The 23,523-nt window shown below is 57.6% G+C and carries 24 protein-coding genes and 1 tRNA gene; 6 read left to right on the top strand and 19 right to left on the bottom strand.

The window, feature by feature from the left end:
* Positions 1–345 precede the first annotated feature (345 nt).
* Positions 346–1,971, top strand: coding sequence for an NADP-dependent glyceraldehyde-3-phosphate dehydrogenase (locus KGB06_RS06795; RefSeq protein WP_223513056.1), 1,626 nt, complete (start codon positions 346–348; stop codon positions 1,969–1,971).
* A 41-nt stretch (positions 1,972–2,012) separates the two neighbouring features.
* Positions 2,013–3,056 carry an FUSC family protein gene (locus KGB06_RS06790; RefSeq protein ID WP_223513869.1) on the top strand — a complete coding sequence of 348 codons (1,044 nt, stop codon included), beginning with the start codon at positions 2,013–2,015 and terminating at the stop codon, positions 3,054–3,056.
* Positions 3,057–3,059: 3 nt separating this feature from the next.
* Here the strand turns inward: KGB06_RS06790 and KGB06_RS06785 are convergent, their stop codons facing one another.
* Positions 3,060–3,953, bottom strand: coding sequence for a DMT family transporter (locus KGB06_RS06785; protein ID WP_223513053.1), 894 nt, complete (start codon positions 3,951–3,953; stop codon positions 3,060–3,062).
* Positions 3,954–4,088: 135 nt separating this feature from the next.
* Here KGB06_RS06785 and KGB06_RS06780 point away from each other — a divergent pair, with 135 nt between their 5' ends.
* Both KGB06_RS06780 and KGB06_RS06775 read left to right on the top strand, forming a co-directional pair.
* Positions 4,089–4,526, top strand: a complete 438-nt coding sequence (locus KGB06_RS06780) for an Lrp/AsnC family transcriptional regulator (RefSeq protein ID WP_059182827.1) — start codon at positions 4,089–4,091, stop codon at positions 4,524–4,526.
* A gap of 59 nt (positions 4,527–4,585) precedes the next feature.
* Positions 4,586–4,912, top strand: coding sequence for a YceK/YidQ family lipoprotein (locus tag KGB06_RS06775; protein WP_223513050.1), 327 nt, complete (start codon positions 4,586–4,588; stop codon positions 4,910–4,912).
* 62 nt (positions 4,913–4,974) lie between these two features.
* Here KGB06_RS06775 and KGB06_RS06770 read toward each other — a convergent pair whose 3' ends face one another.
* The gene (locus tag KGB06_RS06770) at positions 4,975–5,646 is read right to left on the bottom strand and encodes a Bax inhibitor-1/YccA family protein (protein ID WP_223513046.1); all 672 of its coding nucleotides are present in this window, start codon (positions 5,644–5,646) and stop codon (positions 4,975–4,977) included.
* Between the two features lie 123 nt (positions 5,647–5,769).
* Here KGB06_RS06770 and KGB06_RS06765 point away from each other — a divergent pair.
* Positions 5,770–5,857, top strand: a tRNA-Ser gene (locus KGB06_RS06765).
* Positions 5,858–6,646: 789 nt separating this feature from the next.
* On the opposite strand, the gene KGB06_RS06760 is transcribed toward KGB06_RS06765, so the two are convergent.
* Positions 6,647–7,555, bottom strand: coding sequence for a hypothetical protein (locus KGB06_RS06760; protein ID WP_223513044.1), 909 nt, complete (start codon positions 7,553–7,555; stop codon positions 6,647–6,649).
* A 354-nt stretch (positions 7,556–7,909) separates the two neighbouring features.
* Between KGB06_RS06760 and KGB06_RS06755 the strand changes: the two genes are divergently transcribed.
* Entirely contained in the window at positions 7,910–8,119 is a 210-nt protein-coding gene (locus KGB06_RS06755; protein WP_223513042.1) for a hypothetical protein, read from the top strand.
* Between the two features lie 134 nt (positions 8,120–8,253).
* Here the strand turns inward: KGB06_RS06755 and KGB06_RS06750 are convergent, their stop codons facing one another.
* The 16 genes from KGB06_RS06750 to KGB06_RS06675 form a co-directional block, all read right to left on the bottom strand.
* Positions 8,254–9,003, bottom strand: a complete 750-nt coding sequence (locus KGB06_RS06750) for a hypothetical protein (protein ID WP_223513040.1) — start codon at positions 9,001–9,003, stop codon at positions 8,254–8,256.
* 92 nt (positions 9,004–9,095) lie between these two features.
* Positions 9,096–10,694: a hypothetical protein gene (locus KGB06_RS06745; RefSeq protein WP_223513033.1), complete on the bottom strand. Its 1,599-nt coding sequence runs from the start codon at positions 10,692–10,694 to the stop codon at positions 9,096–9,098.
* 297 nt (positions 10,695–10,991) lie between these two features.
* On the bottom strand, positions 10,992–12,338 hold the full coding sequence (locus KGB06_RS06740) for a TadE/TadG family type IV pilus assembly protein (protein ID WP_223513031.1): 1,347 nt from the start codon (positions 12,336–12,338) through the stop codon (positions 10,992–10,994).
* Between the two features lie 380 nt (positions 12,339–12,718).
* Entirely contained in the window at positions 12,719–13,513 is a 795-nt protein-coding gene (locus KGB06_RS06735; protein WP_223513029.1) for a DNA adenine methylase, read from the bottom strand.
* Positions 13,514–13,714: 201 nt separating this feature from the next.
* Positions 13,715–14,749, bottom strand: coding sequence for a phage late control D family protein (locus tag KGB06_RS06730; protein WP_223513027.1), 1,035 nt, complete (start codon positions 14,747–14,749; stop codon positions 13,715–13,717).
* 52 nt (positions 14,750–14,801) lie between these two features.
* The gene (locus KGB06_RS06725) at positions 14,802–15,008 is read right to left on the bottom strand and encodes a tail protein X (protein WP_223513016.1); all 207 of its coding nucleotides are present in this window, start codon (positions 15,006–15,008) and stop codon (positions 14,802–14,804) included.
* Positions 14,983–15,840, bottom strand: a complete 858-nt coding sequence (locus tag KGB06_RS06720; protein ID WP_223513014.1) for a phage tail protein — start codon at positions 15,838–15,840, stop codon at positions 14,983–14,985. The genes KGB06_RS06725 and KGB06_RS06720 overlap by 26 nt, the downstream gene beginning before the upstream one ends.
* A gap of 9 nt (positions 15,841–15,849) precedes the next feature.
* Positions 15,850–18,195, bottom strand: a complete 2,346-nt coding sequence (locus tag KGB06_RS06715) for a phage tail tape measure protein (RefSeq protein WP_223513013.1) — start codon at positions 18,193–18,195, stop codon at positions 15,850–15,852.
* 141 nt (positions 18,196–18,336) lie between these two features.
* Positions 18,337–18,558 (bottom strand): hypothetical protein, encoded by a 222-nt coding sequence (locus KGB06_RS06710; RefSeq protein ID WP_223513011.1) that lies wholly within the window; start codon positions 18,556–18,558, stop codon positions 18,337–18,339.
* Positions 18,555–18,767 (bottom strand): primosomal replication protein PriB/PriC domain protein, encoded by a 213-nt coding sequence (locus KGB06_RS06705; RefSeq protein ID WP_223513008.1) that lies wholly within the window; start codon positions 18,765–18,767, stop codon positions 18,555–18,557. Before KGB06_RS06705 ends, KGB06_RS06710 begins: the two co-directional genes overlap by 4 nt.
* On the bottom strand, positions 18,758–20,839 hold the full coding sequence (locus tag KGB06_RS06700) for a phage terminase large subunit family protein (RefSeq protein WP_223513006.1): 2,082 nt from the start codon (positions 20,837–20,839) through the stop codon (positions 18,758–18,760). Before KGB06_RS06700 ends, KGB06_RS06705 begins: the two co-directional genes overlap by 10 nt.
* Positions 20,802–21,356, bottom strand: coding sequence for a terminase small subunit (locus tag KGB06_RS06695; protein WP_008015854.1), 555 nt, complete (start codon positions 21,354–21,356; stop codon positions 20,802–20,804). The genes KGB06_RS06700 and KGB06_RS06695 overlap by 38 nt, the downstream gene beginning before the upstream one ends.
* Before the next feature lie 161 nt (positions 21,357–21,517).
* A complete protein-coding gene (locus tag KGB06_RS06690; protein ID WP_223513003.1) occupies positions 21,518–22,258 on the bottom strand; it encodes a hypothetical protein in 741 nt (246 codons plus the stop codon).
* Positions 22,259–22,269: 11 nt separating this feature from the next.
* A complete protein-coding gene (locus KGB06_RS06685; protein ID WP_223512999.1) occupies positions 22,270–22,584 on the bottom strand; it encodes a hypothetical protein in 315 nt (104 codons plus the stop codon).
* A 90-nt stretch (positions 22,585–22,674) separates the two neighbouring features.
* Entirely contained in the window at positions 22,675–23,001 is a 327-nt protein-coding gene (locus KGB06_RS06680; protein WP_223512996.1) for a phage holin, lambda family, read from the bottom strand.
* Positions 23,002–23,253: 252 nt separating this feature from the next.
* Positions 23,254–23,523, bottom strand: a 270-nt coding sequence (locus KGB06_RS06675) for a transposase (RefSeq protein WP_223512993.1), incomplete at its 5' end; no start/stop codon positions are given.

The raw sequence follows: 23,523 nt of genomic DNA, 5'->3' as shown, positions 1-23,523 counted from the left end.
GGCTCTTCGCCACACCCCGCGAGCAACGCCGCGAAGACGCCCCCCCACCAGAGCAAAACTAAGGCTAGGCTTTTCAGTGAATCGGCGTTCCCGCATGGTGGTCCTCTAAGTGCCCCGTCAGTCGGATGCTCTTTTTTTGTTGTGATCAAGGAGAGCTCAACACTAAGGCACCCCGCGTGGGCGGGTTGAGGGCATTGGGGGCCAACAAGGGGGCTTCTGAGGTGCCGGGATATCCACGCGCCATCACGCTGTGCCGCAAATCACCAAGATGAGTCATGACAAGCGATGCCGAGGTCTGCTAAAACGTTTCACCAAGGCATCACCTAATCCAGAGGGGGTAGCGACATGACCACAACCAATATTCTCGACAACCTGTTCCCGAGCCACGCCGACATCCCGGAAAAGTACCGCCTCGACGGCCAGACCGAGCAGCGTGAGTACCTGGTCGATGGCGAACTGAAAACCTGGTCCGGGCCTCTCGCCCAGGTCCGAAGCCCGGTTTATCTGACCGGCGCTAATGGTGACGAGCAAGTGATCCTCGGCAGCACCCCCTTGCTGGATGCCGACACCGCGCTGACCGCCCTGGACGCCGCCGTCCGAGCTTATGACCGTGGCCAGGGCTTGTGGCCGACCATGCGGGTCGCCGAACGCATCCAGCACGTCGAAGCCTTTTTGGGTCGCATGCGCGAGCAGCGTGAGGCGGTGGTCAAGCTGCTGATGTGGGAGATCGGCAAAAACCTCAAGGACTCGGAAAAAGAGTTCGACCGCACCTGCGATTACATCGTCGACACCATCAATGCGTTGAAGGAGCTCGACCGCCGCTCCAGCCGTTTCGAACTGGAACAGGACACCCTCGGCCAGATCCGTCGCGTCCCGCTCGGCGTAGCCCTGTGCATGGGCCCCTACAACTACCCGCTGAACGAAACCTTCACCACGTTGATTCCGGCGCTGATCATGGGCAACACCGTGGTGTTCAAACCGGCCAAACTCGGCGTGCTGTTGATTCGTCCGCTGCTGGAAGCATTCCGCGACAGCTTCCCGGCCGGGGTGATCAACGTGATCTACGGCAGCGGCCGCGAGACCGTCAGCGCGCTGATGGCCAGCGGCAAGATCGACATCTTCGCGTTTATCGGCACCAACAAAGCCGCCAGCGATTTGAAAAAACTTCACCCCAAACCGCACCGTTTGCGTGCGGCGTTGGGCCTTGATGCGAAAAACCCCGGCATCGTCTTGCCGGAGGTCGATCTGGACAACGCGGTAAGTGAAGCGGTGACCGGCTCGTTGTCGTTCAACGGCCAGCGCTGCACCGCGCTGAAAATCCTCTTCGTCCATGAAGACGTGGTCGAAGCCTTCATCGACAAATTCAACGCTAAACTCGCCAGCCTCAAACCCGGCATGCCGTGGGAAAGCGGCGTGGCGCTGACACCGTTGCCGGAGTCGGGCAAGGTCGATTACCTGCATTCGCTGGTGGCGGACGCCGAAAGCAAAGGGGCCAAGGTGGTCAATCCCAACGGCGGTCAGGCCCGCGCCTCGTTCTTCTACCCGGCGGTGCTGTACCCGGTGACCCCGCAAATGCGCATCTATCAGGAAGAACAGTTCGGCCCGGTCATCCCGATTGTGCCGTACCGCCATCTTGACACGGTGATCGATTACGTCCTGGAATCGGACTTCGGCCAGCAGCTGAGTATTTTCGGCACCAACCCGGTCGCGGTCGGCCGGCTGGTGGACACGTTCGCCAACCAGGTCGGGCGCATCAACCTCAACGCACAATGCCAGCGCGGCCCGGACACCTTCCCGTTCAACGGCCGCAAGAACTCGGCCGAGGGCACGTTGTCGGTGCATGATGCGTTGCGGGTGTTTTCGATCCGGACGTTGGTTGCCACCAAGTTCCAGGAAACCAATAAAGACCTCATCAGCGAGATCATCAGCGGACGCAGTTCAAGCTTCCTGACCACTGATTATATTTTCTGAGGACATAGCGACTGAGCACCTTCAGCCAACGATTGCCACCGCTGCTGCGCCGATTGCTGCGTCCGCTGCTGGACCCGTATCGGCGCTATCGCAACGCCAGACTGATCCACGCGGTGCGGGTCTCGCTCGGATTGCTGGCGACAATCCTGCTGACCACCGGCATCCATTTGCCCCATGGCGAATGGGCGTCGGTGACGATGCTGGTGGTGATCGGTGGCTTACAGCATCACGGCAATATCGGCAAAAAAGCCGCCGAGCGAGCCATTGGCACCTTGATCGGGGCTGGAGTCGGTCTGGTCCTGGTCGCGCAACAGGCCTGGCTCGGGATGCCGTGGCTGACTTATTTCGCCATGTCGGTGGTGTGCGGGTTTTTCTCGTATCACGCCATTGGCAAGGGCGGCTATACGGCGTTGCTGGCGGCGATCACCGTGTTTATTGTCGCGGGGCACGGTGACAACCCCGTCACGGACGGCTTGTGGCGCGGGGTAGACATTCTGATCGGCATCGCGCTGGCGCTGGCGTTTTCCTTCGCGCTACCGCTGTACGCGGTGTTTTCCTGGCGCTACAACCTGGCCGATGCCTTGCGCGATTGCGCGACGATCTATGGGCGCATCATCAATGGTGAGCCGGTCAGCGACGATGAACACCTCAAGCTCATGGGGCGCCTGAACACCGTGATGGTGCAATTGCGCTCGCTGATGCCGTCGGTTTCCAAGGAAGTGAAGATCTCCATGACTGAACTGGATGCCATTCAGCGCAACTTGCGGATGTGCGTCAGCACCCTGGAAATCCTCGGCAACACCCGCCCGGATGCCCGCGACCCCAACGCCATGGCGCAGTTGCAGTCGGCGATGACCGTGGAGCATCGGCAGATCCGCGTGCAACTGATCGGTATGGCGCGGGCGCTGAAAACCGGTGCGTCGCAACGGCTGAGCCGGCCTGTCGACCTGCCGCCAGCCTCAAGTCTTGATACGCCGGTCTACAGCCCGCTAGACGGCTATCGGTTATTGACCCGTCAGTTCGCCGCCAACATCGGCGAGATGCGCCAACGACTGGTCAAGACCGCCCCGCGCTGGAACATCTGACGCTTACTGTGCCGCCAGTTTCCGAGATTTGAAGCCCCAGCCCTGTTGCATCCCCGCGGCAGCCAGCAGAATCGCCGCCACGCCGAGCCATTGCAGCGGTTCCAGGCGATGGCCGAAGGCAAACCAGTCGACAAAAATAGCCGCAATCGGGTAGATAAACGACAACGCCCCGGTCAATGCGGTTGGCAGCTTTTGAATCGCGCCGTACAACAGCACATACATCACACCGGTGTGGACGATGCCCAGTGTCACCAGACTGGCCCAGGCACTCGGCGCTTGCGGCAGGGCGGAAAAGTGCGCGAACGGCGCAAGCATCAGCACCCCGGTGCAGACCTGAATCAATGCGATCAGATGCGGCGGCGTACCGGTCAGGCGCTTGATGATCAGCGCGGCAATCGCGTAAAGGAAGGCCGCGCCCAGCGCCAGGCCGATCCCCATCAGGTAATCATTGCCGCTCTCACCCTGCTCGCCATGAGCACTGACAATCGCCAGCATCCCGAGAAACGAAATGCCCAGCCAGAACAGTTTCTGCAAGGTGATTTTTTCGTTGAGGAACAACGCGGCCAGGCCGACCAACATGAACGGCTGAACGTTGTACACCGCCGTACCAATGGCAATCGAGGCGCGCGAATACGACGCAAACAACAGCACCCAGTTGCCGACAATTGCCACGCCACTGAACACTGCCAGCAGGAACGTGGTACGGGTCAGAATGTCAGGACGCAAAAAGCCGAAGGCCGCACAAATCAGCAGCAAGGTGCCCGCCCCGAACAGGCAGCGCCAGAACACCACGTCCAGCACCGGTTGCCCGGAAACCAGCACGAACCAGCCAATGGTCCCGGAGATCAGCATGGCGGCGGTCATCTCAAATGAACCGCGACGTATTGATTTGTCCATCTTCAGACTCCTGTGTTTGAGCGCAAAGTATGCCAATCTACTCGGGAGCTTCTCCAGCGCAAAAAGCAGGCTAAACTCGATTTATGCCTTTTTTATCAAGGCGGTTTCACTTAATAGCCTTACAGGGGTTTCGCCATGACCGACGACATCGACCAAGTGCTGATCAGCGCCTTGATGGAAGACTCGAGGCGCTCGCTCAAAGCGCTGGCGCACCTCAGCGGCTTGTCCTCGCCCAGTGTCGCCGAGCGTTTGCGCCGCCTCGAAGAACGCGGCGTGCTCAAGGGCTACACCGTGGAGATCGACCCGAAATGCTTTGGCTATCAACTCCAGGCCATCGTGCGGATTCGCCCGCTGCCGGGCCAGTTGCAGGAAGTGGAGCGACAGATTCAGGCCATCCCCGAATTCACCGAGTGCGACAAAGTCACGGGCGACGACTGCTTCATCGCGCGCCTGCACGTGCGCTCCATGGAACAACTGGACACCCTCCTCGACCGCCTGAATACCCACGCCGAAACGAACACCGCAATCGTCAAGAAGACCCCGGTCAAACGCCGGTTGCCACCGATGGCATGAGTGATGTTTGTTTGCCAATGGCGTAGATTGAGGGGTTTCCGGCGAAGGATTGGCGGTCTATGAAAACTCAGGCAATGCTACTCGCGGCGCTGCTGCTGGCGGGCTGCGGCACGATTCAAACGGTGGTGCGCGGTGACGAAGTGGCGGCTGAAAGCCTCAAGGAACAGAAGAGCTATTGTGGTGCAGTTCCGCGAATCTACAGCGGTGTGAGCTATGATTTTTGCAGTTTGAATGCGCCACTGAAAAAAGGCCTCGATGCACAAGACCACACCGATGCTCCAGCCGTCGTGCTGATCGACGTGGTCATGTCCGGCGCACTCGACACCTTGTTGCTGCCCTACACCATCTACCGCCAGCAGGCCGATGGCAGCATTGTCATTGACTGAATGACCTGAATGTCAGGCAATAAAAAACCCGCCTGAGCGGGTTTTTTACTTAAAGCCTTCGATTAATCATCGCGGCTCATGATGCCGAACAGCTGCAACAAGCTGATGAACAGGTTGTAGATCGATACATACAGGCTGATGGTCGCCATGATGTAGTTGCGCTCGCCGCCATGAATGATGGCGCTGGTCTGGTACAGAATGCAGACCGAGGAGAACAGCACGAAACCTGCGCTGATCGCCAGTTGCAGGCCGCTGATCTGGAAGAAGAAGCTCGCCAGCGTCGCACCCAGCAGCACGAAGAAGCCTGCCGTGATGAAACCGCCCAGGAAACTCATGTCCTTGCGGGTAATCAGCACATAAGCCGACAGGCCACCGAACACCAGCGCCGTCATCGCGAACGCCGAACTGACCACTTCAGCGCCGCCCTGCATTCCCAGGTAACGGTTGAGGATCGGGCCGAGCAGGAAACCCATGAAACCGGTCAGGGCAAAAGCAGAAACCAGGCCCCAGGCAGAATCACGGAGTTTGTTGGTGAGGAAGAAAAGGCCGTAGAAGCCGATCAGCACCACGAACACGTTCGGGTAACCGACGCGCATCTGCTGAGCGACAAACGCCATCACGCCGCTGAATGCGAGGGTGAGAGCGAGTAAGCCGTAAGTGTTGCGCAGGACGCGGCTAACCTCTAGCTGCTCAGCCTGCACGCTGTTATTAACTGCGTAATCCTGTTCGCGCATGGCGACACTCCTGTTGGTTTGAAACGTTCAGTCGCAAAGATCATAACAGACGCTCAGTAACAAGCTATGCAGAGAGTTTGACAGTGTGTTTCATTCAGGTATTATGGCGCCCGCAACACAAACGGAGGTGTGGCCGAGTGGTTTAAGGCAACGGTCTTGAAAACCGTCGACTGTAACAGGTCCATGAGTTCGAATCCCATCGCCTCCGCCATCTTTATACAACAAAGCCCTGATTTTTCAGGGCTTTGTCGTTTCTGGGGTTTGGTGCCGGAAGCCCTTCCTGCGATGTGTTCCAGAACTATTATGGAAGCGTTCCATAACTCACGCCGTTTTCGACCCCTTCCCCGGCGTTCTGCCGATGAATACCCTGGCTCCTTTTGACTGAGCGTCTATGGTTAGATTTCTACTGTGTCACGCACCCAGGAGACGATCATGCCTAAATCTGGCGGAACCAAAATCGCATCGGGCGGAGCTGGAAAAGGAGGCGGTGGGGGTGGCGGAGCTAAAGCCCCTGGCCTCATAAATGGACCCAGCACCACAGGGCACAAATCTGGCCCTGGTCGCGGCAACGCGCCTCCGAAGGGCAAGTAATTGCAATGTCTCCCGGCGCCTAGTCCTTGGGCGCCGGCAGCAGGTTATTCCGGGCGTCGATGCTCATTTGCCCGACTTCTTTAGAGCACTAGCACCCCATGCTTGAAATGGGCATAAAACCCAGCATTTGCTGAGTCTTCTACTGGCGCTCGCTGCAAACGGTGCCTTACAGAGCCAAACCGAAATTAGCGAATCCCCGAAAAAGTCCCCACACCTTTTCGGTCCTCCCCAGCGTCTGGCCGACCGTCCCCTTCTACCCTCTTTTACGATCAACGGCTGGTCGAATCGGGTCGAGCGGCGCGGATCGGCCGAGGTTGCCGATAACGTCCGCGGCGCCTTGGACACCATCGATAAAAATGAAGAGTTCATCAAGCTGACGCTTGAAGTACTAATGGCGCCGGAGTGACAGCTATCGACCATTAGCCTTTGGCAGGATTGAAACCAGAACTTCAATCCCCTCATTCCCATTGTTCAAGTCATTTTCGAGGCCAATTGGATTGGTGATACGACCCTCCGGATCATAAACGAAGCAAATCAATCGCCGACACTGCGGATGCTTCTTGTAACGAGCGATGTCTATGATGAGCTGCTCGCCGACCTTTTTAGCATTGAGTCCGGCGCGGGTCTTTTTAATCTCGATAATTGTGTCGATCTGTGGAAGCAAGAAGTCAGTGCGAGATGAGCGACCAGCATAACTCGGAGTCCATTCCTCGGGCCTTACGTCATCGAAATACAGGCGTAGTAGTGCATGCAGTAGATCTTGAACGTCGTACTCATCATTCACATCGAGTGTGGAGCGCTCGTTGTACCTACTTCGTAATTGAATGACAACCGCGTGAAAACGAAGAATTATCTGGTCTAGCGCATCCAGGAGTTTCCGCTCAGTGAGCGAGACATCAATAGGACCTGCTGGCTGTTTGAAGAGCCCGGGATTTCTTTCGATGCGCGTTACGATCGCAGAAATAGTTCCCTGAATCTCCTTCACACTAGAATACGACGATGAGCTGTAGAAGTTCGCGATGCCTTGATTGTAGTAATTGGCGATCATTCGAATGTGCTGGGCGGATCCAGGAATATGGTCGTGAAGAAGATCCACCAACTCTGTCGTAATTTGGCGCAATCTGTAGTTATCTTCAGCCTTGATAGAAATATGATCGCGTGAGTGTGTGAAGCGCGACAGGATTTCACTTGTTTCGGCCTCATACTTTCTTAGCGCTTCTACAATCGCTTCTGGCTGCATATGAGACCTAGGTTTGATGAAGGATGGAGAAATGGCGATGCATGCGGTGAAATCTCGGAAATCATAGCAAGGACTCATGTAAGCGCACGCTTACAAACTATGAACTGCCCCCCATCGCTAACGCAAGCATCACCATGCGATGATTCTGGCGTTTTTCTGGGGGGAAATAGAAGCCTCTAATCCGCAAATCTTCGGGATTTGCATTTCTGCATTGGAGCAGAATTACACCACGATTCTAAAGGGGTAAGGCAAAGTACTCAGGGCCAATGAAACCGGGCACTTCCTTACCTTGGAATACCCGGTTTTAACCAGCTTTACACGGTCAGTGGTACAAAAATCGGTACAAGCTTCATTCTCTCCCTAGGCGTCCTGCCTACCGTTCGTCACTTCCTAATACTGCTGCTACGCTGAAGCCTCCATGGAGGAATCGCGATGCCAAACTCAGACCTGCTCCCTTCCCTGCTGTTCAAAATCAACGAAAACCAGCTCGCCCTGGAGGCTGCCATCATGGAGCTCACGCTTTGGATTGAGCAGCGCGGAGCGACCGAGGTCGGCGGCAACGTTCGCAGCGCCCTGCAAACGATCGACAAAAATGAAGAGTTCATCAAATTGACGCTCGCCGTACTCATGACACCAGACTGATCACTCACAGGCAGAAATCGGCCAGGAGCGGTCGCTCACTTAAGGCGGTTTTCGATCCAAACGGCGCCTAACGCTAGGTTAAGAGGCAGGCTTTAGCCTATCCCAGTAACGAAGCGAAGGATTTGAGCACCATATCAACAATCAACAATGCCAATCACTGTCTTTGCTTTACTCTTTTCAAGCTTTTTGTTTCTCAGCTCAAGGCATTTGAATACTTCTAAATCAGCTTTTATTAACTCGTAACAACGATGAGTTGAAAAAATTTCGCTCACCACTCGCTGCTGAATCTCCTCGTAACTTTTTGATTCATAAAGCTGCCATACGGTCTTTCCTGTCTCAAACTTAGTGCCTGGCATGTATTTATTTAAAATATGGCTCTTTGTTTTTGGGTAGAGAAAGTTATTTGGATTGTTGAATGTGCTTATTGCGAGTTGTGACAAGTCAACGACTCTGAAGCTATTTTGAAACTTAAAAGCTTCTTGATTTGTTAAAATCTGGAATCGTTTGAACAACTCAAATAGTATTGGAATGTCGGACGATGTAATCCCTATACCACATAGCACTGGCGAAACCGTGCCTCCATGTGCGTCTCTTACTTTGTCGTGGGCTGTTTTTAGTATTAAGTATATTCTTTCTAATAACTCTCTTTCAGAATCATGCCCCCATAACCAGAGCGACTGCGTTTTCCTGCTTATTTCTGACTTGCTGATATGGAAGTCCTTCTCCGGATTTGCAACTAGAAATGAGCCGCCTAAGAATTTACAACCCTTGTCCCAAGGATTATAGCAAAAGCCTAACTCTGAACGACTGTTCTCCGGGACATAGAACTCAAGGTCGAAAAATATGACCCTGCACTTTTCAATACGTATTCTATTTTTTTGCATTGTCTTCCTTGGTCGCTAACTATAAGTAGGCGACACATTCGGCGTAATGTTTTTCGCCATTTGTGTCTCATAAAGCGGCGGTGCCTAGTGAGCTAGGAAGGGGCGCCACCCACGGCAAACGACTGTGCCAGAGCTCTTGCGAGTGCGTCGATTTCACCGATCATCAACTGAGACCTCAGAGGCAGCATGGTGCGGGGTATCAAAGTCTCAGGGTCTCGCACGTAATGTGGGGTGTAGCCCACCAATCCTGCGTAGTGCGCGGCATTGCGGCCCAAGCCTTCGTAGAATCGCTCGAACAACTCCTCCTCTTTTCGCTCTGAAAGCAGCCGATACTGCGATTTGCAGAACGCACACACCTGGATGTAAAACGGAATGAATAATGGCCCCGCCACGTACTTTGCCTGTTCGAGCGCTGTATTGAAGTGCGTGAGCGCCAGCAGGCCGTCACCGGCAAACATGGCATCCCGGGCGCGTACCCATTCGTTGAGCCAGCTGGGGCCGCTCACTAACGCTACGTGCCAGGCCCCTTCGGTGAACCGTCTATGTTCATTTTTGTAAGTTAGCTCCAAGCTGTTCGGAATGTCTGCAGCGAGGTTCAGTGAGCCAGGTAAGGTCCTGATTCCGTCGAGCAGAGCTTGATAGCGGTCGGGAGCCTGCTGGGCGAAGGCTTCATGGCCGATGGGATAGTCGTTGAGTAACAGATCAAGCAAGTCGCTGCTGGGTATTTTGTGGCTGTGCTCAACCTTGCCAGGCGTCAGGCGGCCCCGCGCCGGAGGCTCGAATGACCCGCAATCAGCCACATGGACATTTAGGTTGTGAGCGATCATGGCCGCAAAGGCGTGAATCGCGAATGCCTTTTCACGGATAGCCTTCGGCAGATGGTAGGTCAGCGGTTGAAGGGTTGGATAAAAGGTTTCCCACTTCATCCGGTTGTGCTTACGTAGTCGGTCGATCACCTGTTTGGACTGAGTATTGACCGGCTGGGAGGTGAAGTCACGGTTCCAGGCTTGCTCATCGAGCGGCTCCTCTTGCTGAAACTCGTGGTACTGGTGAAGTTTATGCAGCGAAATGCCGGTTATCCGGCAAGCAGCGTCAGCGAACTCTCTCAAGGGCCACAGCTCATCCCGCTCGGCATCTGGCCAGGAATCGCCTGGTAACAGCGCGCCGGTTAGCGTCGCCGTCAGTAGGCGAAGATCTTGCTTGAGAAAGCACTGATAGCTGTACTTCTGGCTCTGCGCGCTGCAGGCGTACTCTCTGACAAACTCCCTGTAGTGGGCAAGCGCTGACACGTAAAAGTCTACAGCCAGTTCGGATACCCCCCAGCGGGAGTAACGCTCAGTGATCAGCGCCAGGATGTATTGGCGCAACTCTATGTACTCATCAAAGGATTCAAAGTCGGTTTTGGATAGGTGATTGACATAGGCCTGGATCGTTCTGCTTTTCTTGACCTTCTGCGCATCCTTTGGGGCAAGCTGGGTAGTCACCGCGACCAGGTCGTTGAGAGAGCCATACACGCCATTGTCTTTTTTAATTGCCTCGAAAGCCTGCCGCAACGCGGTGCGCCGATCTTTCTCCGTGGCGGCTACGTGGAATGTGACGTCTTGGTTGTCGCTGTTCCATAGCCCCAGGCAGTCGCACACGACCTTGTGCAGGTAGCCTAGCGTCGGCAGTTGATGAGTGGTTGGCAGCATGCTTGTTTCCTTGAAGAGAAGTCGTCGCCATCCTAGGGAAGTGAAAGCCTCTCACTAAGTATCAAAATCGCGATAGGTGCCAACACTTGGAACCTGAAGATTCACTGCCACTCACCCATCCTCCATACCGGCACCGAGGAGGCGTGGCTCACCGCTCCTCAAGAACCTTGAATTTGGTTGACTGACTGCCTCAGGGCGTGAAGCTGCCAGTCAGCAACGGTAAAGTTCGGCCAATAGCTCACAAAGCGCGCACCGGGACTGCGAAGACTTGAATGCACACCGCCCCATATGAAACTCCTATGAGTCGGTGCTCGGCGTCGAAATGCCATTGATATAGGTCTTGTAGAGCTGAATGATCTGCGGGCCCGCATCCTGTGAAGGGTTGGGACCGGACACGTTATCGCCTTCGCAATTTTTGACGAACTGACCGAAGATCTGCGATTCATTACCCTTTTGTGTCGCTGGCTGCAGCGCGAAGAAGCAGCCGAAGCCGAGCACCGGTACCGAGCTCTGCCCACTGTCTGTACCACTGCACTGACCGATCACGATCTTGAGCATCCGCCGTTCGAACACACCACTGGACTGGCAGTTGCTGCCCGAGCCGGAGACACAGGCGGCGGAGCTCTGCACCCAGTCGTTGTAGTCGAATAATGCCGTGCTACCAGCGGACAGATTGCCGTTAGTGGAAGTGATCGGCATATTCTGATACTCGATCTGAGGTGGCGACGCTTTATCGTTGTATTGCAGCGCCGGTGAGTTGGCGGTGATCACCAGATCCGAAGGAAAGGCTTGGGCACTGAGGTTACCTTGATACTCGCCGAAACGAGTATTCATCCCCTGAATGGAAGGCCCCACAGTGTTACCAGGCTTGGTATTGGCTTGCGCGCCGACGATGTTGCACTGATTGATCCCACCCGCCAGCCCGTCTCTGACGGTGTCGCCACCGGAACCAAAATTGAGCAGTTGGAAGTTGCCGGGGCCGATCGGCGAACTTCCGCTTGAAGCGGTTTTCAACAGCTGTAGATCGCCGAAGCGATAACCAAAGAACATCCCGGCAGCTGGGTTGTATTGCGTGGAATCGCCGCAGACCATCAGCGGTGTAAGATCACAAGGGCTGGTCGGGCTGGGCCCGGCGGTGGCGATGGCCGCCACCGCCTTTGCCGGGGCGTCGCCATTACTTGTTGCCTGAAAAATGCCCCAGAAAAACCCGGCCAGAGCGTAGTTAGGTACCGATACCCGCACATATTTCGCATCTGCTGGCCCAGGAAAGGAGAAAGGCCCATAGACGTTAGAGGCCAGTTCCACCGTGGCGAAGCCGGCAATATTGCCGCCGATGGCGGTGCTCAACTCCTGGTTGCCCGTGGCATTGGCATTCAGATTCAGGGTATTGCGCGCAGCACTTTGCGTCAGGGTGGCCGCCCCGGTTGTGCCGGATACCATCATGAGCGTCTTGGCCCCACTCAGCGCCGCCGCATCCACCGCATTTTGCAGGCGTGTCTTGTTCAACAGCATATGACCGCCGTCCAGCACCAAAGCGCCCATCAGCACCATGGCGGCCAAGGCAATCATGGTCAGCACTGCCACTGACCCCCGTTGACCTCTTGGAGATGCGGTGAACGGTCGTTGGATATTGGGTCTCATCATTCAGCCCTCATATCTGCCAATATTTGTTGATCTGATTCGGTTGATCGACCCAATTACCCAGCAATAGGAACCTTAGTCCGCATGAAACAGGAGGGTTAGGATTTTTTTGTCGAACGCTTGGAAATTATTGCAGGTAATACTTGGCCGTTTTCAGCCTGTTGCGACCGACTGAAAACGGCTGTGGATTCAACCCTTAGCTGACATTGAAGAGAATCGCCAAATGGCCGATTGCTGTCTGCCACGAAGCGCAGCTATCGGCCCAAGATCCCAAACGCTGTCAGTAAATACATCAAACCGTCCGTTTTTTAGATAGTCTGAAAGGCTTCTCTTGGCCGATTTCTGCCCGTCACGACGGGCAGCAGACGACCTAGGCTGTCACATCAAAATAGTCCTCCCAACGCCGCTGGCTCCCAGTTCATGATCACCAGTTCGCCACTGACCTCAGCCTTGCCCTGCCGCTGGTTGGTCGTGGTGTAACGAATATCCAGCGTCTCAAAGTGAAAGCCTTCGAACACCCGGCGGATGTCGGGGTGGTCGTTGATGCTGACCATCACCCTGCCCTTGCAGCGGCGCATGAAGTCGGCCATACGCTCGTAATTCTCAAACGGAAAATCCACCCCATACCCGGCGGTTTGCCAGTACGGCGGATCCATGTAGTGGAAGGTATGCGGCCGGTCGTAGCGCTCGGCGCACTCCAGCCAAGGCAGGTTCTCGACGTAGGTGCCGGACAGGCGTTGCCAGGCAGCTGAAAGGTTTTCTTCGATGCGCAGCAGGTTGATCGACGGGGTGGTGGTCGCAGTGCCGAAGGTCTGCCCGGACACCTTGCCGGCGAAGGCATGGTGTTGCAGATAGAAAAATCGGGCAGCGCGCTGGATGTCGGTGAGCGTTTCGACGCGGGTCATCTTCTGCCACTCGAACACCTGGCGTGAGCTGAGCGCCCATTTGAACTGGCGCACAAATTCTTCGAGGTGATTCTGCACCACGCGGTACAAGGTCACCAAGTCACCATTGATGTCGTTCAGGACTTCCACCGGCGCGGCCTGGGGCCGCATGAAGTACAGCGCGGCACCGCCGGCAAACACCTCGACGTAGCATTCGTGTGGGGGAAAAAGCGGAATGAGGCGATCGGCCAGGCGGCGTTTGCCGCCCATCCAAGGAATGATTGGGGTAGACATGGATAGCAAGACCTTTACTGTATAAATAAACAGGTGCTAGGCTCGCTCTGCTTTGTGCACAGAGCAGGAGCCTTGGCGGGACTTGCAGGGACAATCTGCGGGGACGGGGGCCAGGCTGGGTGTTGACGCATCCAGCCTGGCCGCTCCTTTTACTTTGATTTTTGAAACTTCTGACTCGGGACGACTCTTACGCCCGGGCGATCAATCCGGCACTTCAAGCACGACTTGCTGCGGCTTGCCGGAGGCCTTGGCCTTGCCCTCCTTGCCGCCATTGCACTCCACCGACACCGTCCACCCGGACGGGGTGAAGGTGTGATCGACCGACTCCACCAGGTAATCGCCATCGAGCCCGCGCTTGAAGCCTTGCGCCTCGATCATGATTTCGGCAAACAGGTCGGTCCGGCCCGGCAGGTCGAGGCGCACCGAGGCGGTGGATCGGTTGAACGCCGCCAATCGTGCCTTCGCCGCTTCGTCGGCCGCCGTGCGGTCCGGGTAGATATGCCGATCGGTGTGCACCGGCGGCAGGCCCTCGGGCACGTTGGGATTGTCCAGGTGCGAAATCTGTAATTCCCCGCTGTCCGAGTCCTGGTACTGGGTGCTGACCCCTTGATGCGCACTGCGGTCGCTCAAGCGAAACTGCCAACGGGTCACGTCATTGCGTTGCAAGGTGATCACACCCAAGGCCTTGCCACTGGCGCTCTGCCCACCTTGGCGCGGCAGGACCAGCAGCTTGCCGTCGGCCACCTTGGCGGTGCAGTCGTGTTTCTTGGCCAGGCGGGTGATGAAGTTGAAGTCGGATTCATTCAGCTGATCCATGCGCGGCACCCGGGTGTCGACCGGGCACGACGGCTGCCAGCCATTGCGCGCCGCGACATCGCCGACGATCTGCGCCAGGCTCACGTCCTCCCAACTGCCGCTGCGGGTGGTCTTGCCGCTGCCGCGCATGTCGCTGGCCTTGCCGCTGATCACCAGCGTGTCCGGTGGGCCTGAAACGGCCACCTCGTCCACAGTGTAGCGGCCCATGCGCGTCAGGTCGGCGCCGACATAACCGAGGTAGACCTCGATATTCGCGCCACGCGCGGGCAGTGCCACCGCGCCGTCGCGGTCATCAATGCGCAGCTCAAACGAATCTGAGGCCATGCCGGGCCGATCGGAGAGCTGCAGCGAGACCAGCCGATCATTGATCAAGGTGGTGATGTCGGCGCCGTCAGCGACGATACGAAAAAGCGGTTGCATAACGTTACTCCAGACAAGAAAAAGCCCGCACTGGACGGGCTGGGTAACGGGGTTAGTCCCACAGCGAGATCACGCTGTCCGTCTCGACCACCAGCTCCGGCAGCGTAATCAGCAGGCCGGCCCGGAACGGTTGCGGCTCATCGGCCAAGCCCTGATTGGCCGCCAGCACCGCCTCGACGCTGCGGTTCAAGTGGCCGTAGTAGTGGTGGCACAGGGTGTCGAGCAGATCCCCGTCAGCTGTTCTGCAAGTCATCGCCATAACGGACAAACTCCAATGAAAAGCCCTGCTTGCGCGGAATGGCGCCGGGCAGCAAGGCGCTTTGCTCTTCGTCGATGTTGGTCAGGCACCAATTGCCCAGCACCTCGCCGTACCCGGTGGTCAGGTTCAGCGGCAGCAACTTGGCGCCGATGCTGCGCAGCGTATCCAGTTGCTTCAAGCCGCCTTTGTAGCTTGGGTAGATCGCGCCTTTGATCGTGATTTTCTCCTCGCCCAGCCCCACCGCCTGCTGCGCCGGACGCCGTGTCAGGCGTTCCTGCGCCGCCCAGCGAAACGAGGTCTGCCGGCGCAGTTCGTCAAATGCCGCGGTGTCCAGGTTGAAGTAATACGGCCGCTCATTCGCCTTGAGCGGGTAGAGGATCAGCAGGTGCGGAAACGGCTTCACCGCGTCGGATATTGGCGTCATGTCGTCGGCAAACCATTCGGTGGGGAAGATGTTGCCCAACGCGGCATTGGCCTTGCCGGCGACCTTGTTGAACGCCGCGCCAAAGCGGCCAATCTGCTCAGTCAACGCAGAAAAGTGCTCCTCAAACTGGGCCAGCGCGCGCTGGGTCTGGTTGTAGAAGCTGGCCACCTTGCCGATCTTGGCCTGCGCCGAGTTGATTGCACTTTGCAGACGGCGGGTCTTGTCACTGAGGTCTTCGCTGATAAAGGGCAAACCTTCCAGCGCATCGGCCGCCCCGCTGATTTCATTGAGCGCGCCATTCATGGGCCCGGTCATCGACTCGAGGTCAGTGCGCCCGGCTTCACCGGCGTCGACCATGTCCTTCAGCCCACCCTGCAAGTGTTGCAGGTAGGTCTTTTCATCCGTCATAACACTCCCTTAGCCCACGTGGGGCGCATCAAACAACTGGCGGTCGCGCGCTTCCCGGGCAAAGTCCTCGAACTGACGGCTCAGGTACGGCATCAGCTCCTGCGCCAACCGCGCCGGATCTTTCACATCGCCTTGCACAGTAATGACCGGGGCCGGGGCGAAGGTGAATTGCTGATCGACCTTCGGCCATTCGGGCGTCTTTGGCGCCGTGGTCGCCATTAATGCCGCTGCCGTAACCGGCGTAGCAGGAGCGTTTTCCATCGAGCGCACAACCGCGCCAACGCCCTGGCCGGCGGGCATGGGCAAGATGCCGATCGGTGCTTTGGCCGACGTGTCCGACCCGCCAAACAACGCCTTGCCCATGGTCGCGCCCAGCTCACCGCCGCCCCACGCGCCGACCATGCCACCGATCACTCCGCCAATCGCGGTTCCAATCAGCGGGAAGACCGAACCGATGGCCGCACCGGCTGCTGCACCGGCCAAACCACCAGCCAGCCCACCCGCCGCCTCGCCGTAGCCTTCGGCCTTTTCATCACGGGTGGTGGCGTTCTGGTAAGTGTCCACCACCTGAACGCCGGCAGCGACCACCGCCAGCGCCCCGCCCACCTTCATGCCACGGGACGGCCGACTTGCAGGGCCTTTGCCCTTTCCGCCCTTCCCTTCGTTGCCGTGATCCAGCCCGTCGTCATCGCCGTCCTTCGCGTTGGTCACGAACACCCGCTGGACGATGTTGGACCGGTCGCCGGCCGAACCGCGGGCGATGTTCACCAGCCCCCGGCCGATCTTCAGCGCGGCCCAGGCCTTGCCCGCCAGCAAGGCTCCGGCACTCAGCGCAGCCAGGCCCAGCACCACCTTGGGTGTTTCCTCGGACAGGGCGGTCAAACCACGCGCTGCTGCACCGATACCGCTGGCCAGCGCATCCGTCGCCGGGCGCAGGGCATCGCCGATGGCCCGCAGCGAATCGTTGAACGCCTGAGCGGTTTCGGCCCAGCGTTGCGCTGACGTTTCACGGCGTTCGTTCAGGTTCTTGTCGAGAATGTCCTTGCGCGGGCCGTTGGGGTCCGAGGCGCCTTTTTTCAGCTCCGCGTAGAATTTTTTGTTCTGGGTGTACGCCATCAGGGCCGTCTTGACCTGCATGTCGGCAAACAGATCGCCGGTACGCAACGTGGCGGCCAAGGCATCGGCCATCGCTTGCGCCTTGGCCGGGTCCGTCTCTTGGCTGATCTGGGTCAGTCCCTGACTTAGCTGTTTGGCCTTTTTCGGGTCGGTCTTTTCCACATACCGGCGTGCCAGTTCGAAGCTGGCCTCGAAGGTCGACAAGCCCTTGCCAATGGCGGCATTCATCGAGCCCTGATAATCAATCCCGGCATCGGCATACCCTTTAACCGTTTCCTCCGAGCCGATTTTCGCAATCCAGTTTTTCAGATTGTTCGCCGCCTCATCCGCACTGCCGGCGCTCTTGATCTGAACCTGCAGCATCGCTCCCAGTTGCGTGACCGCCTCCTGGCCGGTGATGCCGGTGCTGGCCATCTGCGCCAACAGCTCCGGAAACCACTTGGCCATGTCCGCCGCCTCGAAGCTGCCTTGCTGGCCCAGCAGGGCCACCGACGCCAAGGCCTGTTCCATTTTCTGCGGGTCGGTGATCTTGGCGTTGTTCTGCATCGCCAGAATCATCTTCGCGGTATCGGCGCCCGAAGCCCCCTGCCCGACCGCAAACTTGGCGGCCACCGGTGCATATTTCAGCGCCTCGGCCAACTCCATGCCGCCACCGACCAGTTGGTTCACCAGCTCGGCCACTTGGGTGTTGGCCATGCCGGTGTCCTTGGAGGTCTGGACGATATCCCGCGCGGTGTTCACTTCCTGCTGAGTGTTGGCGGTACCGGACTTGATCGCAATGTCGCGAATGATCGCCTGAAAATCCGCGCTGACCTTGGTCGGTACGGCCGCCAGCGTGGTACCGGCCACCGCGGTGCCGAATCCACTGCGCAGGCTTTCCTGCCCCTCCTGCACTTGGCCCATGCCTTTGGCCTTGAACTCGGCACTGCGCACCACCTTGCCCAGCGCCATGTATTCTTTTGTCAGGCGCCCGACTTCAATGCCCTGTTTACGCAGACTGGTGGTGTTGGTCTCCAGCTTGCGCAACAGGGCGCCGGCATTGGCTGCGCCACTGTCATGGGCTTTTTTCCATTCCTCGCGCAGACGCATGGTCTCGCCGATGACTTTCTGCAAACCCTTGGCGCGAGTGGTTTGCGCCTCGAGCTTTTTCATTTCGCCGCTGACGTTCTTGAAGGCGGCGCCGAGTGAAGAATCGACGGCGCCGCCAATCACCAGCCCGAGCGAGAGTTTGTTCGACATGGTTATCACCTACGTGCGACGGAATGGGCTCAGTCCGTGAGCCACCAGACCATCTCGGAAAACGACAGCCCCTGAATCTCAGCCGCCGAAAAGTTCAGCTCGACGGCCAAGCGTTTGGCCAGGGCCTTTTGCAGCTTGGGGTTAAACCCCGTCGTCTGCTCCCACACGAAAATAGGCGGTCTGTAGACGACGGTAATCACGCATCAACAGCCCCTCCAGATCCGCGCTGGCGGATTGTTTCTTGGCCTGATGCGTGCGAGTCATCTGCGCGGCTTCAAAGGCCATGATCTTGTGACGAGCATGCAGACGTTCAGCCACCAGTCCCGGAAACACCGGGGCCAGAACACGATCCAGCAGGTTCATCGGAATGTCGCCAGAGCGTACGGCGGCTGCCCCGCCGCCGCTGACTGTTGCGCTCGCAGCCGGCGCTCCCATTCCAGTCGGCCGGCGCGGATTTCTTCCAGGTCATCCATGATCAGCTTGCGACCGTTAAAGAGGATTTCCTTGCCCTGCAGGATGGCCATCTCGGCCTCCAGATAGCGGTCCACCATGTCTTGAGCGGTTATAGCCATGCGCCTTGTCCTGTATTAAGCCAGCCGCCCGACTCGGCGGGCTGGTCGGGTGAATGTTCAGGCTCTACCTCAGGCACCGACACCGTGGCCGGGGTCAGAGCGGCAACGGTGGCCGGATTGCTTTCCTGTTCGTGACTCACCGGCACAGCCCTGGTGCCTGACGGCAACTGCTGCGCCAGCAGGTCGAGATTCATGCCAAAGCGCTGTTGCGTTATGCGTAACGCCGCCAAGGCGTACACCAGACAATCGAGCGCTTCGTTTCGTCGCCCGCCTGCGTCCCAGCGCTGGACGCGCTGGTGTTTGACGATCACCCACTTGCGGCGCTCGGCGGTCAGTTGCCGCAATTCATCTTCGCCGCAGATCATCTCGTTGGCCGGCAAGTGGATACAGCCAGGCACTGGCACGCCCGAGCTGTCTGGCTGCATCTTGAGACGGCCGTAAATCAGCTCTTTGGCATTGTCGGTTCCCACTTCGACCAGGTACGCACGCCCCCCCTTGACCTTGGTTTTCTTGCGCGGCCAGGTCGCAATCGGCTTGCCGTAGGTCGAGGCACCGAACACAGGGATCACCCACTGCGTGCCGTGCTTGATGCATTCCTCACGCACTTCATCGCAGTAGTGACCACCCTGGTCCCAACACCACCGCTCGACGCCCATCACCGTGCCATCCGCCCGGGTGAAGGTCTTGTGGATCTCGATGCCGACCTTGGCCCGTAGCTCGATGCTGCCCGGGTCACCTTGCAGCACGAACTTATGGACCAGCCACGCTTCTTCACCTGCACCAAACGCCCAGACGCGGCCTTCATAGCGGTCATCCTGGGTATCAATGCCGCCGAACAGGGCAACCGCTTTGGCCGGCACTTGCGGGTAGATCTCCCGGCGCGCGTGCAGCTGCTGCCATTCCAACTGCTCGCCTTGGTCCTCTTCCCACGCTTCGCCCAGGGTGGTGTTGACGAAGGTTTTGAGCTTGCCCCGATCCTTCTTGATCTTGAGCCATTCCGTGACGACTTCGGCCCAGGTCACAAACTCCGAGTACACCGTCCAGATATGGAAAGTCACCGAACGCGGCGGCTGTATCGACTCGTCAGCAGCGTTGAACCAGGCCATGCCGTCGCGCGTCCAGATCCCGGTCCGCTCGCAGATGTAGCGACCGTTGACCGATGCCGCGACCATTTCGTGATATTCAAAGGTACAGCCATGGCCGGACTCGCACAGGTACCAGGCCTTAATCACCTGCCCCAGTTCATCCACGGCCCACTTGATACCGAACGGCGTAGCCGGGTCGCCCCACTTCAGGTATTGCTCAGTCCCGCAGCACGGGCACTTGATGTTGAAACGCAAAAAGTGCGGGGAATCATTGGCCGCCCGCGTGATCTGGCAGCCCTCCCCCGAGGTTTCCTCATTGTCGTCAGCGACAACCACTGTCGTCGGGGTCGATCCGCGTATGGACTTCTTGAACGTGGCACCTTCCAGGCGCTTGTCGCCAAGAATGGTCGGAGCCCCCTCGCCCTCGATGTCCGCATTGAACTTCGAAAGCTCGTCATAGATCACTTCATCCGGGCTTTTCTCACGGTAGTTTTTCGCCGCCGTGCCACCCAGGCACCACAGCATCTTGGCGTTATCGAACCGTTTTTCATCCAGCGTGTTATCGCGATGCTTCACCCCATACCAAGGCGCCAAGGCGCGCACCACAGGACTGTCACGAATCATCGTTTCGATGTGCCGCTTCATCATGCCGTCAGCGTCGCCATCAGTTGGGCACCAGACGATGACGTTGCGCTTCTTGTGCTGGACCTTGTAGCCCATGTTGGCCACCAGCATTTTGGTGTAGCCAACCCGCGCCGACTTCAGCACGTTCACTTCACGGATCAGGTCGTTGCCCATTGCGTTGAGAATCGCGACCTGAAAAGGCGCCGTTGTCCAATCGCCTTCCTGATAGGACGACTCGGACGACAGATAGAAATGCTCATCAGCCCATTCAACAGCTGTTCGCGGCGGCTCTTTGTAGAGCCCGGCGAGTCCCTTGCGGACACCCTCAACCAGCGCCCTCATCCAAGGTGTCGACAAACTCATCAAGCAACTCCGGCAAAAGATCAGCCAAGCCGACCGCATCATTACGCGTCACGGCGACTTCGCGCTGGATCGCCTCAAGGTGACGCACCTCGATGTCGGGGCACTTGCGTTTAACCTTCAAGTGCACGGTGTCGAGGGTTGACCCGAGCTTTGCGCTCAGGCGAGACAATGCGAACAAGCAAAAATCAACCGGGACCAGCTTCTTGGCCTTCACCTTGTTGCGCATTTCCTGAGCGTCCGCCTGCTCAGTTGTCAGTCGCAGTTTTTGCTGCGCCTGTTTGTATTCAATGAGCGGGTCGATCGGATCGCCGTTGTCGTCGACAGGTTGGTCTTTTGTCACCTGGTGCTTGAGCCGGTTATCCAGCACAGACCGGACGTCGTAGAAGACATCGCGGCCGATCTTCGCAACAGGCTGAACGCCCCATTTATCAAAGGCCTGAGTCGTGATGCCGAGGCTGGTAGCCATGCGCGACTTGTTGAGCCAGTGAGGCTCACGGGAGATGGTCGGATTGGCCATGGACTAAACAACAACCTCGATTCAAAAATGGGTCATATATAGCGAAGCAGCGGGGCCCGAATTACCCCCTAGGGGCCACCCCCACGGGAGGACCCGTTAAATTTGCGCCAGGGCAAACAAGTCGAGCATTACCAGCCGGAAGCCGCCTTTCTTGCTCTCTGTCAGGGCTTGGCGGTGGCCATCGCATCGGCAAATGCACCACGGAACTCGGCGCTGTAGTTGGCCTTGCAGATGTTGTTGGCGATCTTGAAGAACGGGAAGATCGTGCGATACACAGGCGCGCTGCGGCTGAACACAAACACCGGCCGGACCGCATCGCCGAACGCGGTTTCTTTGCGCTCCCACACCCCGGCCGTGCCATCGACAACGCCGGAAAAATAGCTGCGGGCATTGCCCTTGCGCTGGCTGCGCTTGCTGCCGGTTGCATTGGCTTTGTAGCCGCGTCGGCTTTCTGCCGCACCAAGGCCTGATAGGATTTTGTTCATCAAGCCGCGCGATACGTTGCCGTGCTTATCGAGGACATTCGGACTGGGAATAGCGTATTGACCGGACCTCATCAAGCCGTTCGATATCAGCGACTTTTCAAAGCGCTTATGCGGACGTGGCCCGCCCCTGACGGTCTGCTGAAGATAGGTATCAGCGGGAATACCCGACGTCCAAGAGTCCTTGAAATAGACTTCGGCTGGCTTGCTCTTGGTGGCGATTTTGACGAACAGGCTGTTCATCGTAGTCCGGGTTGGCCGGTCCAGGCGCTGAGCCATGACGGTCAGTTCACCCTTCTTGACCCGCCGGGCCAATCGGGTCGCCGTCAGGGCAAGCACATGAGGAATGTGCTTTTTCTCCAACTCCATCATCGCCTGTGACACAGGCAGCATGTCGGGCGTGATGTTGATTTTGACCATTTAGCGAACCATTACGGCAGGGATACAGCTGTCTGGTGGCCTTCCAGACATGGAGCAGGCATCTCGCCGACCTGATGAAGCTGGGCGACCAGCAACTCATCCAGATGCTGCAAGAGACGGCCGAACACACTCAACGGTGTACCGGTCTCGTTTGCCCGGACGATTGCTGGGTCATATTGAAAAGTGGACAGCAGGCAGGTTGTCGACTCGATTGCCGCAATCAGCGGAAATTGAGAATAAGGTGAAAAACCCGCGAGCATTTCGATCGTTCCCGGCTTCGGTGGCTCACCAGGCACCAGTTCATCATTCAGCGTGGACTTGCTCATAGACTGACCTCTTAGAAACGAAAAGGCCCGCCGAAATGGCGAGCCTAGAAAACATCGGTAAGGGCTTCATGCTTCGTGAGGCATAGGCCATCACGGCGCCGAATCCGATTTAGGAATTTTGCTTTCAGCAATCCGATCAGCCCAGTGGGCGACCTTCTTCACGCCAAGGAAGCCCACCCAAATGCCGACTGGCTGGGCCAGCGACGGCGACAACCCCATCAGCTCGAAACCCCAAATAATGCTCAATGAAAGCAGGACACACATGGGGCCTTCGATCAGCGCGTCTTTCCAAGTGCCGCCTGTATAGAACACACGCAACACGGTCATGCACAACGACAAAAAGGCCGCCCAAATAGTTTGCGAATGCTGACTCAGCCACATGAATGCAATGGCCCAGGTATCAGGTTTGTCCGGCATGTTCAGGGGTCTCTTTTGCCTCCCGAGGCTCGGAAGAAGGATCACAAAAAAGCCCCGCACGATGGCGAGGCCCAGGTCGAAAGCGCTTTGGCTGCCCTGGGCAAACGCCTGACGGTTTCAGTCGAGACGGCCTAAACGCAAAAACCCCGCTCGAACAGACTGTGTGAAAACACACTGATGGTGGTTCCAGCAAACGCCCCGACTTGTTCGGGGCGTTTGCTTTTGTGCTCACAGCAGACGAAAAAAGGCTTTTCAGCCCATCAGCGCCATCATCTGACGCACGCCCAGCACGTTAATCGCTCTTTTCAGGTTATAGGCGTTCACCGCCAAGGCCATTTCAGCCCTCGCGCCTTCAAGCTGTTGCAGCAAGAAGCGAGCGTTACCAAATAACCACTGTTTAAGGTTGCCGAAGGGATGTTCGACGATGGATCTTCGGCTGACCATCATTTCGGGGTGTGCCTGCATTCGCCGTTCCATTCGCTCGAAAGCCTTTTCGTGCAGATGGCGTGAGAGGTATCGGCG

The organism is Pseudomonas sp. GL-B-19, from assembly GCF_019956415.1.
GTDB lineage: Bacteria > Pseudomonadota > Gammaproteobacteria > Pseudomonadales > Pseudomonadaceae > Aquipseudomonas.
This window is presented reverse-complemented; position numbering and strand designations above follow the sequence as displayed.